Genomic DNA, 12,654 nt, shown 5'->3' with positions numbered 1-12,654 from the left:
TAGTGAGTATTCGACCTCTTTTCGCTGCCCTGGCCGTCCTGGCTCTGGCGGGTTGCGCAGCCGATCCGGCGCCGAATGAACAAATGCGCCTGACCGAACAAACCCTGGCCCAGGCCAAGGCCGTGGGAGCCACGGCAGAGGATGTGCCGGAAATGAAACTGGCCGAGGACAAATTCGCCCGTGCCCAACGCAACATGCAGGAAGAGTCGTTCAAGCACGCGCGCATGCGTGCCGAGCAGGCGGAACTGGATGCGCGCCTGGCCGAGGCGCGGGTCCTGACCCTGAAAAGCCAGGAACAGCTGAACCTCGTCCAGACTCGCATCACTCGTCTGCGCAAGCAGTTGGGAGATGCCCAATGATTCGTCTGACTCGAGTATTGGGTGGCGCCCTGCTGATCGCCTGCACCGGCCTCTACGGCTGCGCCGGGCAACGCAGCGAAGCCGCGCTGGAACAGGCCGGCGAGGACTTCCAGAAGGTCAAGGAAGATTCCAATGTGCTGCGCATCGCGCCCAAGGATGTGATCCGCGCCGGTGAGTCCCTGGCCCGGGCCGATCGCCTGTCCAGCTACTGGGGCAGCGGTTCGGATGTGGTGCACTACGCCTACCTCAGCCAGCGCTACAGCGAAATCGCTCGCGAGCACACCAACCAGGCACTGAACCAGGAGCAGGCGGCCAAGCTCGAACTCGAACGCCAGCGCCTGCAACTGGCCCTGCGCGAGGCCAAGCTGCTGAGCGTGCAGCAGCAGGGCAAGTGGTTGGAAGAGCAGATCATCAACCTGGCCACGACCCAGACCGATCGTGGGCTGGTGATGACCCTGGGCGATGTGCTGTTCGACACCGGCGAAGCGGAGCTGAAGAGCTCGGCCAACCGCACTGTGCTCAAGGTCGTGCAGTTTCTCCAGCTCAACCCCAAGCGTGTGGTGCGGATCGAGGGCTACACGGACAACACTGGCGACAAGCAGAGCAATCTGAAACTGTCCCGCGACCGGGCCCAGGCCGTGGCCGATATCCTGGTCGACCTGGGCGTCGAGGAGAAACGGGTCCAGGTCGAAGGTTATGGCGATGAGTACCCGGTCGAGGCCAACGCCTCGGAACGTGGGCGGGCGCAGAACCGTCGGGTGGAAATTGTCTTCTCCGACGAGAAAGGCCAGTTAGGCGCCGCGCGCTAAGACGCGGGCCGTCAAAACAACCCGGTTTCCCTGTGGAGCCGGGTTTTTTTGTGCCTGACGATTGGCACACAAAACAGTACAGTTTTTGCTGACACTGCCCTGTATGGTCGACTATTGTGGCAACTGTCCCAGTACACTTATGAACTGTTCCGGTATCGTCATCCACAAGAATAAAATGCCGGTGAAATCGAGTGCAGCGTCATGACCAATCTCTTGCTTTATCAACGTATCGCTCAGCAGCTGGCTGAAGATATCCGTCGTGGTGTGTACCAGCCCGGGGAACGCGTACCTTCGGTACGCAAGATGAGTTCCCAGCTCAACGTCAGCCACGCCACGGTGCTCCAGGCTTACGCCAATCTCGAGGACCAAGGGCTGATCCGCGCCCGTCCGCAGTCGGGCTATTACGTGCACCAGACCCCGGCGCTGACCGCGCCGACCCCGGACATCGCCCGAGTCGAACGGCCGGGCCTGGTGACGCGCAGCAGCATCATTCATCAGGTGTTGGTGGAGTCGCGCCGTGAAGGCGTGTTTCCGCTGGGCGCCGCGGTGCCGAGCGTCGATTACCTGCCGGTGCGGGCGCTGCACCAGCAACTGGCCAAGGTCACCCGTTTCCACAGCCCGCGCGCCTTCAGCTACATGTTCAGCCCCGGTTTCGAGCCGTTGCGCCGACAGGTGGCGATTCGCATGCGCGACGCCGGCGTGGTGGTCGACCCTTCCGAAGTGGTGATCACCCACGGCTGCGTGGATGCCCTGCAGATGTCGTTGCGCGTGCTGACCCGCCCGGGCGACCTGATCGCCGCGGAGTCGCCGACTTACTACGGCCTGTTGCAACTGGCCGACCTGCTGGGGCTCAAGGTCATCGAGATTCCCAGCGACCCTTCCACCGGCATGAGCCTGGAGGCGCTGCAACTGGCGGCCAACCAGTGGTCGATCAAGGCCCTGGTGCTGACCACGCGCTTGAGCAATCCACTGGGCGGCACCATGCCGGAAGAGCGGCAGAAACAACTGCTGCGGCTGGCCTCGGATTTCGATATCCAGGTGGTCGAGGACGATATCTACGGCGAACTGATGTTCGAGGTCGGTCGTACCAAGGCGCTGAAAGCCTATGACCGGCTGGATCGGGTGATCTATTGCTCGAGCTTTTCCAAGACCCTGTCACCCGGCGTGCGCATCGGCTGGATGATTGCCGGCAAGTTCCAGCAGGAAATCCAGCGCTTGCAGACCTTCAGCACTCATTCGGCCTGCAGCGTCACCCAGATGGGCGTCGCGGCCTATCTGGAGAACGGCGGTTACGACCGGCATCTGCGTTTCATCCGCCAGGAGTACCGCAAGAACCTCAGTGCCTTTCAGCTGGCGGTGCAGCAGTACTTCCCGGAGGGCACGCAGATTACCCGTCCGAACGGCGGTTTCATTCTCTGGGTCAGCCTGCCGGGGCGGGTCAATACCCAGGAATTGCATGTCCGGGCATTGCAGCAGGGCATCAGTATCGCGCCGGGGCTGATCTTCAGTAATACCGAGCAGTTCAACCACTGCATTCGCCTCAACTGCGGTACCCCGTGGAATCGCGAGGCCGAACGGGCACTGATGACCTTGGGCATGTTGGCCAGCCAACTGTGCCAGGAGGCCGCGGGCGGTTTTTGAAGGATCGGTTACCGCGCTTGTTTTCGCGCGGTCAACAGGCGAGCATATGGCTCTTTGCCGCCGATCCTGTTGTCTCTCTATGAAAGCGATTTTTCCTGTTGCCTGGGTATTGGTCAGTGTATTGAGTGCTTTCGGCACGGCCAGCGTTCTGGCGGCTCCGGCCCAGGAAAAGGTCGCGGCAAGCGCCACCGCGAATAAATCGCAGAAAACCGCGGCAGCCAAGAAAGCCGCGTCGGTAAAGAAGGCGGCAGCGACCAGCAAGGCCAAGCCCAAGGCCAAGGCACAGAAAAGGCGCGCGCCGATCGCTTCCAAGTCCAAGCCTGCCAGTGAGATCGTGAAGACGCGTTTGCCTTCGGCCAATGTGGATCTGAGCCTGCCGCCGGAAATGGTCAAGCAATTGCAGCCGATCGGCTCGGTCAACCAGCCCAAGCGCACCCCGTTGCTGCCGCCGATGTTCGGCGAGAAACCCAAGGACGACAGTCCGTTCCAACTCAACGGCCGCTTGCTGAGCAACGAAATGCAGTTGCAGCTGCGCAATGACGAACGGCGTGATGTGGAAGGCGCGGCGCTGGATTTCGAGTTCAAGCAGTAAACCCTCATCCTGACTGTGACCCGCAGCCCTGACGCTTTGTCGGAGACTGGTCAGTCACGCGAGCCTGAGCGTAAAAACCAGTGGGCGGCCAATTTCAAACGGCTGTTTTAGCGGTTACTCTAGTCCGCGTCATTTCAATACTTTGCCCGTCGCGAGGAGTTTGTCGTCATGAACTGCCGTGAAGGCTGTGGCGCCTGTTGCATTGCCCCTTCCATCAGTACCCCGATTCCTGGAATGCCCAATGGCAAACCGGCCGGAGAACGTTGCATCCATCTTTCTGTCGAACTGCTGTGCGGTTTGTTCGGCCAACCCGAACGGCCCGCCGTCTGTGGTGCGTTCCAGGCCGATGTCGAAGTCTGCGGCGACAGCCGGGAAGAGGCTATCCGCTTGTTGGGCTGGTGGGAGCAAGTGACGGCGGCGTGAAGTGTTTTCAATGAACGGAACTTCAACAATAAGGAATAAGACAATGGGTTCGCTGCATCGAATTGCTGTGCTCTGTGGGTTGACCGTTCTGCTCTCGGCAACCGCCCACGCCGAAGATTGGCAAACGGCCAAGGATGAAAACGGCATCAAGGTCTCCTTGAGTGAAGTGGCCGGTTCCAAATACAAGGCCTACCGGGGCGTGACCACCATGAAAACCAGCGTGGCCAAGCTGCGCGCTTTGCAGGACGACGTGACGGGCGCCTGCGCTTGGATTCACGAATGCAAGTCGCAGAAACTGCTCAAGCACGAAGGCGAGCAGAGCTGGACCTACACTCAGTTCAATACCCCATGGCCGGTCACACCGCGTGATTCGGTGCTGCACGTCACCACCAGCGAAGCGGCCGATGGCAGCCTGACCCGCAAGCTCGAAGGCGTACCGACCTACATTCCCGAGGAGAAAGGTTTCGTGCGTGTCGCCCAGGTCGAAGGCTTCTGGAAGTTCGTGCCCAAGGGCGCGGACCAGGTCGAAGTGACCTATCAGGTGCACACCGAACCGGGCGGCAGCGTGCCGTCCTGGCTGGCCAACAAGTTTGTCGTGGATGCACCGTTCAACACCCTCAAGGCATTGAAGGCGCGCGCCGAGAAACCGTAAGCGCCGATCGTTGCGAAAAGGCTGCCCCAGGGCAGCCTTTTTTAATGGCACCGCCGGGCCCTTGGTTTGAACGATCATTGGTTCTTCAGGGTCGACATCTTGTGAGTCCATCCATGGGCTTCATCAAGGAGGCACTGATGCAAAAGTGGCAAGTCACTTTCGTTGACGATCATGGTGTCCAGTCAGTCGAGCAGTTCGACTGTGAGCAGCAGCCCAGCATGGAGGAGGCGGCACAATTGATTCGCGCAAAGCTTCTGCCGGTTCCGGCCGAGCTTGACCTCAACGATCTGGAAGGACGCACCGACGACCCTACGCTCAAGAGCCTGAAAGATCAGAACAGCATTCAAATCCTCAGCATTACGCCGATTTAATCTTTAATGCGCAAAGCCCCACCGAGCTTTAACCCAGACCTTGGCAGCGCCTGCGTCTTGGCGCTACTCTGCATTCGAGATCAGCGAATGAATCGCTAAGGTCTGGTCTTGTCAGCTACATGCTTGTTTCCTGGCGGCGATCTTCTCGCCGCAAGCCTGCACCGTGCGGTGACAGGCAAGGAAGTACGGAAAGTCTATCCATCGGTTTGAGGAGGACGTTTCATGAGCACAGCCTATCAAGAAGACATCAGCAGCAGCGTGCTGCGCCGCATGAAAGAAGGCGGTTTCGACTTTTCACGATTCCATCCCATCGAGTTCTACGCCATTTTCCCGGACGAGGAGCGGGCACGCAGGGCGGCAGGGCAGTTCCGCGGTGAATCCTTGAATGCCCAGGTCAGCGTGCGCGATGACGGCGCCTGGTACCTGGAGCTGAGCAAGGTGATGTACGCCACCTATGGCGGCATCGGCGATTTCGAGCAGGACTTTGAAGCGGTGGTCGCGCCCCTGGGCGGGATCATTGAAGGTTGGGGCGTGAAGCAGGAGGTTCGAGGGCGACTCGTTTAGTGCATATGAATAGCGTCAAGACTCAGCATCGGCTGACCTTCGGGTCGGCCGATTTCGTTTCTGCCCCGGGTTCCTACAAAAAAAGCGGGTAAAAAAAGGCCACCCGCTGAGGGTGGCCAAAAGGGAAGACCGGTAGGAGAGGAAACCGGTCGGGGACATTCCGGGGTTGGCTGCCATTGGCGCCATGAAGGGTGGGGCGTCGACTGCGCACTGTGGTGGTGCTGAAGTCATCTGCGCTGTTGCAACGAATTCTGCGCAGTTTTGCCCAAGTGGTGAAATCAAGTCTGGCTATGCAATCGATAGCCATTGCACTGCATGCGGTGGAACGGTGCCGGGGAATGCGCTCGACGGCAGGAGTTAGGCTTGTCCGCGATGGCGTCCTGGAGAACCCCTCCCAAAGCCAGCGTTATTGCGGCGCCTGTTTACGTTCCGCCATATGCTTCAGATACCCCACCAGCAACTCCAGCTCGGCATCCGGCAATACGCTGCTTGCGAAGGCCGGCATCTTCGCCTGTGGCCAGCGGCGCAGGCTCTGTGGGTCACGGATATAACGCTTGAGGAAGTCCGCCCCGAAATACTCGGTGGGGCTGTAGGGGATATTCAGGTCCGGGCCGAACTGCGAGTCGCCGGCGCCGTTGAGGCGATGGCAAGCCAGGCAGTTCTTCTGGAACAGGGCGAAGCCCTGGTTCACCGGGTCGCCGGCCGCCAGTGTGGGGGCCGGGCGCAGGGCCGGGAAACGCTCGGCCACCGGTGCCAGGCGCTTGATGCTCGCCACTTCGAATGGCCATTGCTCGGGGCTGATATGACCGGCCTGCGGGTTGGTCCACACCAGGTAGAAAGGTCCGGCGCTGTGCTTGCCTTCAGCCAGGGGTGGCCAGGGCTTGGCCGGGTCTTCGATGGCCAGCCAGGCCTGGGCGCCGTCTTGGTTGAGCAGGGGGGCGGCGGGCAATTCGGCGGCGAAACCGTCCAGGGCGACAGCCTGCAGATGGTCATCAGCCTTGATGCCGGTGAGCAGGGCCGAGATCGGCACCGCGCGGTAACTCATGTCGCGTTTGTACGACACGTCATCCTTGACGGTGACGGTCCGGGCCTGAGGGTGCTTGAGCAGTTCTTCGGTCTGCCAGGTGCGACTGCCGGCCCCCAGTTCCAGGGTCAGCTGCGCGGCATGCATGGGTGTGGTGAGCAGCAGGGCGCTGCACAGGAGGATAAGAGATTTCAATTGATCGCTGTTCCGTCGCTGGGGTGGAGAGCAGCGCGTACGGCCTGTCTCCAGTTTTCTGATAAGCGCGACGACGCCCTGATTCAGCGTGGCCGCGGCGTCAGAAAGAGTGGCACACAAGCGCCTGCCCCGGTAGCGAACCGGAGTACAAAGATGCAATTGCGTGACGGGATGGCCACGCCTCTAGCCGATCACTTTGGTGAGATTCGGCAAAATCAGAAGCAAGGTGGTTGCGAACAGAATGAGCCCCGCTTGACGGACTTTCGAATGCTTGAACATGGCTGAATGCCTTTTGTTGTTATTCCTGAACATCAAATGCATGCCTGCCGCTTCACTCTGGTCAGGCGATGTGTCCCTTTTCTTACACGTGCACCGGCAAGACCCGGCTGCAACGATTCACTGCCTACAGTTCCTACCTTAGGGGCCTTGTAACCCTTGGCTTAGATCCATTTCATATCAGCTAATAGGCAGATGCTTTAAAAAGCGCATGAGGCCTATTGCCATCTTCTTGCCCGGCCTTTGTCTAGACAGTTCCGTTATGCGGCGGGCGGAATCCATTAGCTCACTACCGTTCGTCTGAGCGTGACCGTCAAGGTCAGTGAGCGCATCGGTCATTGAATCCGGGGCCCTCGGGGCCAAGAGTGGGAGCCCTGTCATCATTCATCTGCACAGCGGTTCGAGGACGTCATGACCCAGGCTTTGATATTCGATGCATTACGCACCCCCCGTGGCAAAGGCAAGGCCGACGGCGCCCTGCACAGCGTCAAGCCGGTGAACCTGCTGGCCGGGCTGCTCGGTGCCCTGCAGCGGCGTACCGGACTCGACACCAGCCAGGTCGACGACATCGTGCTCGGCTGCGTGACGCCAATCGGTGACCAGGGGGCCGACATCGCCAAGACCGCAGCGCTGGTCGCCGACTGGGACGTCAGCGTGGCCGGAGTGCAGATCAACCGCTTTTGCGCCTCGGGCCTCGAAGCGGTGAACCTGGGCGCGATGAAAGTGCGCTCCGGCTTCGAGGACCTGGTGGTGGTTGGCGGTGTCGAGTCGATGTCGCGGGTGCCCATGGGCAGCGACGGCGGTGCCTGGGTGCTTGATCCGCAAACCAATATGCACAGCCATTTCACCCCGCAAGGCATAGGCGCGGACCTGATCGCCACCCTGGAAGGTTTCAGCCGTGAGGATGTCGACAGCTTTGCCCTGCAGTCCCAGCAGAAGGCCGCGCGGGCCAGGGCGGCGGGGGCTTTCAGCAAGTCCCTGGTGCCGGTGCAAGACCAGAACGGCATCGTCCTGCTGGATCATGATGAGTTCATACGCGCCGACTCCACCCTCGAAGGCCTGGGCAAGCTCAAGCCCAGCTTCGAGATGATCGGCCAGATGGGTTTCGACGCCACCGCCTTGCGGGTCTACAGCCATGTCGAGCGCATCCACCACGTGCACACCCCGGGCAACAGCTCAGGGATAGTCGATGGCGCGGCGCTGATGCTGATCGGTTCCGAAGCCAAGGGCCAGGCGCTGGGCCTCAAGCCACGGGCGCGGATCGTCGCCACGGCGGTCACCGGCACCGATCCGACCATCATGCTCACCGGGCCGGCGCCGGCCACCCGCAAGGCGCTGGCCAAGGCCGGGCTGCGGGTCGAGGACATCGACCTGTTCGAGGTCAACGAGGCCTTCGCCTCGGTGGTACTGAAGTTCATCAAGGACATGGCCATCGACCCTGGCAAGGTCAACGTCAACGGCGGCTCCATCGCCATGGGCCACCCGCTGGGCGCCACCGGCTGCGCGATCCTCGGCACCTTGCTCGACGAGCTGGAAGCGCGGCGCCAGCGTTACGGCCTGGCGACCCTCTGCGTCGGCGGCGGCATGGGGATCGCCACCATCATCGAACGCCTCTGAGCCCTGACTTCAAGGAAACACTTTCATGACCCAAGCCATCCGTTACGAAAAGGGCCAGGACCAGATCGTCGTTCTGACCATCGACATGCCGGGCCAGAGCGCCAACACCATGAACGCGGTGTACCGCGAGGCCATGGCCGCCTGCGTGGCCCGCCTGCAAGCCGAGCAGGAATCGATTGCCGGGGTGATCGTCACTTCGGCGAAAAAGACCTTCTTCGCCGGCGGCGACCTCAATGAATTGATCAAGGTCGGCAAGCCCGAAGCCCAGGCCTTCTATGACATGGTGCTGACCCTCAAGGGCCAGCTGCGGGCCCTGGAAACCCTGGGCAAGCCCGTGGTCGCGGCGATCAACGGCGCGGCCCTGGGCGGTGGCTGGGAGATCTGCCTGGCCTGCCATCACCGGGTGGCGCTGGACCATTCGTCGCTGCAGGTCGGCCTGCCGGAAGTGACCCTCGGCCTGCTGCCGGGCGGTGGCGGGGTGGTGCGCATGGTGCGTTTGCTGGGGCTGGAAAAAGCCCTGCCGTATCTGCTGGAAGGCAAGAAGGTCCGACCGCAGCAGGCGCTGAAAGCCGGCCTGATCGACCAACTGGCCAGCGACCGCGACGACCTGCTGGCCAAGGCCAGGGCGTGGATTGTCGCCAACCCGGCGGCCAAGCAGCGCTGGGACGTGGCCGGCTACCAGATCCCCGGGGGCACGCCGTCGCACCCGAAAGTCGCGCAGATGCTGGCCATCGCGCCGTCGATCCTGCGCAGCAAGACCCAGGGCTGCCTGCCGGCGCCGGAGAAAATCCTCTGTGCGGCAGTGGAGGGCGCCCAGGTCGATTTCGATACCGCGCAGTTGATCGAAGCCCGCTATTTCACCGAACTGACCACCGGCCAGGTGGCGAAAAACATGATCGGCACCTTCTGGTTCCAGCTCAACGAGATCAATGCCGGTGGCTCCCGGCCCCAAGGCTTCGCGCCCTATGTGACCAGGAAGGTCGGGGTGCTGGGTGCCGGGATGATGGGGGCCGGGATCGCTTATGTCAGTGCGGTGGCCGGTATCGAAGTGGTGCTCAAGGATGTCACCCTGGCGGCGGCCGAGAAGGGCAAGGCCCATTCGGCGGCGTTGCTGGAGAAGAAGGTCGCCCGTGGCCAATTGAGCGCCGAGCAGCGTGACGCCACGCTGGCGCGGATCCGCACCACCGAGCAGGACGCCGACCTGGCCGGGTGCGACCTGATCATCGAGGCGGTGTTCGAGGATCGCGAGCTCAAGGCCAGGGTCTCGGCGGCGGCGCAGCAGGTGGTGGGGGCACAGGCGGTAATTGCGTCCAACACCTCGACCTTGCCGATCAGCGGCCTGGCCAGGGCCGTACCGGATCAAGGTAAGTTCATCGGCCTGCATTTCTTCAGCCCGGTGGAAAAAATGCCCCTGGTGGAAATCATCAAGGGCGAGCAGACCAGCGACGAAACCCTGGCGCGCGGTTTCGACTTCGTCCAGCAGATCAAGAAGACCCCGATCGTGGTCAACGACAGCCGCGGCTTTTTCACTTCGCGGGTGTTCGGCACCTTCACCAACGAAGGTATCGCCATGCTCGGTGAGGGTGTGGCCGCGCCGATGATCGAGACCGAGGCGCGCAAGGCGGGTATGCCGATCGGCCCGCTGGCGATCTGCGACGAGGTTTCCCTGAGCCTGCTGAGCCATATCCGCCAACAGACCGCCAAGGACCTGCAGGCCGAAGGCAAGCCGTTGCCGGAGCATCCGGCCTTCGCCGTGATCGACCTGCTGCTCAATGAATACAAGCGCCCAGGCAAGGCCGCGGGCGGCGGTTTCTACGACTACCCGGCCGGGGCGCAGAAACACTTGTGGCCGCAGCTGAAAACCCGCTTCGAGAAAGCCGATGGGCAGATTTCGCCGCAGGACGTGCGCGATCGGTTGTTGTTCGTGCAGGCCATCGAAACCGTGCGTTGTGTGGAGGAGGGCGTATTGCGCTCGACGGCCGATGCCAATATCGGCTCGATCTTCGGTATCGGCTTCGCGGCCTGGACTGGCGGGGCCTTGCAGTTCATCAACCAGTACGGCCTGAAGGACTTTATCGCCCGGGCCCAGTACCTGGCCGAGCAATATGGCGAGCGTTTCGCGCCGCCGGCGCTGCTGCTGGAGAAGGCCGCCAAGGGCCAGTTGTTCTGAGGCTGAAGGGACTGAAGTGATGCATCGCGGGGCTTGCCTTGATCGGGCGTTTCAAGGCAGGCTCTGGGGTGTTCATTATTCCCATCACGTGTCAGGTATTTTTTATGTCGCTACGCATCTGCATTCTGGAAACCGACATCCTGCGTCCAGAATTGGTCGATCAATATCAGGGTTACGGGCAGATGTTTCAGCGCCTGTTTTCACAGCAGCCCATCGCTGCCGAATTTACCGTCTACAACGTGATGCAGGGCCACTACCCGAGCGACGACCAACGCTTCGACGCTTACCTGGTCACGGGGAGCAAGGCCGACTCCTTCGGTACCGACCCTTGGATTCAAACCCTCAAGACCTACCTGCTGGAGCGCTATCAGCGCGGCGACAAACTGCTGGGCATCTGCTTTGGCCATCAGTTGCTGGCGTTGCTGCTGGGCGGCAAGAGCGAACGCGCGACCCAGGGCTGGGGCGTGGGTACCCACAACTACAAACTGGCGGCCAAGGCGCCGTGGATGAGCCCGGTGATGGAAGAGCTGACGCTGTTGATCAGCCATCAGGACCAGGTGACGGCCTTGCCGGAAAACGCCACGGTCATCGCTTCGAGCGATTTCTGCCCGTTCGCGGCCTATCACATCAATGACCAGGTGCTGTGCTTCCAGGGCCACCCGGAGTTCATCCACGACTATTCGCGGGCCTTGCTGGACCTGCGCCAGCAGCACCTGGGCGAACAGGTCTATCAAAAGGGCATCGCCAGTCTGGACCGGGATCATCATGGCAACACCGTTGCCGAGTGGATGATGCGTTTTGTGGCGCACAAGCCGCAGACCGGATCGGTTTGAATCCATAGCCGCATCGCCGGCCGGCTCGCTTCTACAACGGCCTCAAGGCCCTTGCAGGAGCGTCCAGCCCGGCTCTACTGTCAGAGCCACCCCGAGCGCTTGAAGCTCGCCCACAACCCCGTACAGCCCAGCACCAGAAACGCCAGCACACCGAAGTAGCCGTAGTGCATCTTCAGCTCGGGCATGTTGTCGAAGTTCATTCCATAGATCCCCGCCACTGCGGTCGGGAACGCCAGGATCGCCGCCCAGGCGGCGAACTTGCGTTGCACCACGCTTTGTCGCGAGGCCTCCAGCAGGACGCCGATCTCGATGGTCTGGCTGGCGATGTCACGCAAGGTCGCCAGGTCTTCCATCTGCCGGGTGACATGGATCTGCACGTCGCGAAAGTACGGGCGCATGTTCTTGTCGATAAAGGGGAAGCTGAGCTTCTGCAGCTCTTCGCTGATCTCCACCATGGGCGCTACATAACGGCGCAGGCGCAGCACATCGCGACGCAGGCTGTGGAGGTGCTGGATATCCCCCTCGTTGAGCGAACTGCACAGCACGCTGTGCTCCAGTTCGTCGATCTCGGCATGGATCGCTTCGCTGACCGGCTGGTAGTTCTCGGTGACGAAATCCAGTAGCGCGTAGAGCACGAAGTCTTCGCCGTGCTCCAGCAGCAGCGGTCGTGCCTCGCAGCGCTGGCGCACGAACCCATAGGATTTGGAGTGGCCATTGCGGGCAGTGATGATGTAGCCGTTGCCGGCAAAGATATGGGTTTCGATGAACTCCAGCTTGCCGGCTTCGCGCACCGGGGAGTAGGTGACGATAAACAGCGCGTCGCCGAAGGTTTCGAGTTTCGGCCGGCTGTGTTTTTCCAGGGCGTCCTCGATGGCCAGTTCGTGCAAGTTGAACTGGCGTTGCAGATTGGCCAGTTCCTGGGCGTTGGGTTCTTCGAGGCCGATCCAGACGAAGTGCCCGGGTTTGGCGGCCCAGGCCGCCCCTTCGTCGAGGGTGATGTCCGTGACTCTTTTACCCGCGCTGTAGACTGCGGCGGCAACAACTCTACCCATGGTTCCTGTTCGCTTCTTCTTATCGAAATGAGGAGTGAGACTTCGTGCAGCTTAGCCCCATGACTGATCAGAGTCA

13 protein-coding genes are annotated in these 12,654 nt (G+C 61.5%); 11 read left to right on the top strand and 2 right to left on the bottom strand.

What is annotated here, in order from left to right; translation table 11 throughout:
- Positions 1–2 precede the first annotated feature (2 nt).
- The 8 genes from CRO75_RS02550 to CRO75_RS02515 all read left to right on the top strand — a co-directional run bounded on the left by CRO75_RS02550 (position 3) and on the right by CRO75_RS02515 (position 5,411).
- Entirely contained in the window at positions 3–359 is a 357-nt protein-coding gene (locus CRO75_RS02550; protein ID WP_009042881.1) for a DUF4398 domain-containing protein, read from the top strand.
- A complete protein-coding gene (locus CRO75_RS02545) occupies positions 356–1,168 on the top strand; it encodes an OmpA family protein (RefSeq protein WP_009042882.1) in 813 nt (270 codons plus the stop codon). The genes CRO75_RS02550 and CRO75_RS02545 overlap by 4 nt, the downstream gene beginning before the upstream one ends.
- 201 nt (positions 1,169–1,369) lie before the next feature.
- The gene (locus CRO75_RS02540; RefSeq protein WP_007928140.1) at positions 1,370–2,809 is read left to right on the top strand and encodes a PLP-dependent aminotransferase family protein; all 1,440 of its coding nucleotides are present in this window, start codon (positions 1,370–1,372) and stop codon (positions 2,807–2,809) included.
- Between the two features lie 79 nt (positions 2,810–2,888).
- A complete protein-coding gene (locus CRO75_RS02535) occupies positions 2,889–3,401 on the top strand; it encodes a translation initiation factor 2 (RefSeq protein ID WP_097134353.1) in 513 nt (170 codons plus the stop codon).
- A 168-nt stretch (positions 3,402–3,569) separates the two neighbouring features.
- On the top strand, positions 3,570–3,824 hold the full coding sequence (locus tag CRO75_RS02530; protein WP_097134352.1) for a YkgJ family cysteine cluster protein: 255 nt from the start codon (positions 3,570–3,572) through the stop codon (positions 3,822–3,824).
- Positions 3,825–3,867: 43 nt separating this feature from the next.
- Positions 3,868–4,476: an START domain-containing protein gene (locus CRO75_RS02525; protein ID WP_097134351.1), complete on the top strand. Its 609-nt coding sequence runs from the start codon at positions 3,868–3,870 to the stop codon at positions 4,474–4,476.
- A gap of 113 nt (positions 4,477–4,589) precedes the next feature.
- On the top strand, positions 4,590–4,847 hold the full coding sequence (locus tag CRO75_RS02520) for a hypothetical protein (RefSeq protein ID WP_007928144.1): 258 nt from the start codon (positions 4,590–4,592) through the stop codon (positions 4,845–4,847).
- Positions 4,848–5,069: 222 nt separating this feature from the next.
- Positions 5,070–5,411 carry a ribonuclease E inhibitor RraB gene (locus tag CRO75_RS02515; protein ID WP_009042886.1) on the top strand — a complete coding sequence of 114 codons (342 nt, stop codon included), beginning with the start codon at positions 5,070–5,072 and terminating at the stop codon, positions 5,409–5,411.
- A gap of 406 nt (positions 5,412–5,817) precedes the next feature.
- On the opposite strand, the gene CRO75_RS02510 is transcribed toward CRO75_RS02515, so the two are convergent.
- Complete coding sequence (locus CRO75_RS02510) at positions 5,818–6,630, bottom strand: cytochrome c (RefSeq protein ID WP_097134350.1); 813 nt, start codon at positions 6,628–6,630, stop codon at positions 5,818–5,820.
- A gap of 687 nt (positions 6,631–7,317) precedes the next feature.
- On the opposite strand from CRO75_RS02510, the gene CRO75_RS02500 reads away from it, so the two are divergent.
- From CRO75_RS02500 to CRO75_RS02490, 3 genes are all read left to right on the top strand, one after another.
- Positions 7,318–8,523, top strand: a complete 1,206-nt coding sequence (locus tag CRO75_RS02500) for an acetyl-CoA C-acetyltransferase (RefSeq protein WP_097134348.1) — start codon at positions 7,318–7,320, stop codon at positions 8,521–8,523.
- A 25-nt stretch (positions 8,524–8,548) separates the two neighbouring features.
- Positions 8,549–10,693: a 3-hydroxyacyl-CoA dehydrogenase NAD-binding domain-containing protein gene (locus CRO75_RS02495; protein WP_097134347.1), complete on the top strand. Its 2,145-nt coding sequence runs from the start codon at positions 8,549–8,551 to the stop codon at positions 10,691–10,693.
- Positions 10,694–10,797: 104 nt separating this feature from the next.
- Positions 10,798–11,526 (top strand): amidotransferase, encoded by a 729-nt coding sequence (locus CRO75_RS02490; RefSeq protein ID WP_097134346.1) that lies wholly within the window; start codon positions 10,798–10,800, stop codon positions 11,524–11,526.
- A gap of 80 nt (positions 11,527–11,606) precedes the next feature.
- On the opposite strand, the gene CRO75_RS02485 is transcribed toward CRO75_RS02490, so the two are convergent.
- Positions 11,607–12,578, bottom strand: coding sequence for a magnesium and cobalt transport protein CorA (locus tag CRO75_RS02485; RefSeq protein ID WP_097134345.1), 972 nt, complete (start codon positions 12,576–12,578; stop codon positions 11,607–11,609).
- Positions 12,579–12,654 lie beyond the last annotated feature (76 nt).

The organism is Pseudomonas sp. LAMO17WK12:I10 (assembly GCF_900215185.1).
GTDB classification, from domain to species: domain Bacteria; phylum Pseudomonadota; class Gammaproteobacteria; order Pseudomonadales; family Pseudomonadaceae; genus Aquipseudomonas; species Aquipseudomonas chlororaphis.
Note: the sequence above shows the minus strand (reverse complement) of the source record. Positions and strands in the feature narration are given on the sequence as shown.

Coding starts and splice junctions, on each gene's coding strand:
- CRO75_RS02545 (WP_009042882.1), top strand. CDS start 356: ATGATTCGTCTGACTCGAGTATTGGGTGGCGCCCTGCTGATCGCCTGC.
- CRO75_RS02540 (WP_007928140.1), top strand. CDS start 1,370: ATGACCAATCTCTTGCTTTATCAACGTATCGCTCAGCAGCTGGCTGAA.
- CRO75_RS02535 (WP_097134353.1), top strand. CDS start 2,889: ATGAAAGCGATTTTTCCTGTTGCCTGGGTATTGGTCAGTGTATTGAGT.
- CRO75_RS02530 (WP_097134352.1), top strand. CDS start 3,570: ATGAACTGCCGTGAAGGCTGTGGCGCCTGTTGCATTGCCCCTTCCATC.
- CRO75_RS02525 (WP_097134351.1), top strand. CDS start 3,868: ATGGGTTCGCTGCATCGAATTGCTGTGCTCTGTGGGTTGACCGTTCTG.
- CRO75_RS02520 (WP_007928144.1), top strand. CDS start 4,590: ATGGGCTTCATCAAGGAGGCACTGATGCAAAAGTGGCAAGTCACTTTC.
- CRO75_RS02515 (WP_009042886.1), top strand. CDS start 5,070: ATGAGCACAGCCTATCAAGAAGACATCAGCAGCAGCGTGCTGCGCCGC.
- CRO75_RS02500 (WP_097134348.1), top strand. CDS start 7,318: ATGACCCAGGCTTTGATATTCGATGCATTACGCACCCCCCGTGGCAAA.
- CRO75_RS02495 (WP_097134347.1), top strand. CDS start 8,549: ATGACCCAAGCCATCCGTTACGAAAAGGGCCAGGACCAGATCGTCGTT.
- CRO75_RS02490 (WP_097134346.1), top strand. CDS start 10,798: ATGTCGCTACGCATCTGCATTCTGGAAACCGACATCCTGCGTCCAGAA.
- CRO75_RS02485 (WP_097134345.1), bottom strand. CDS start 12,578: ATGGGTAGAGTTGTTGCCGCCGCAGTCTACAGCGCGGGTAAAAGAGTC.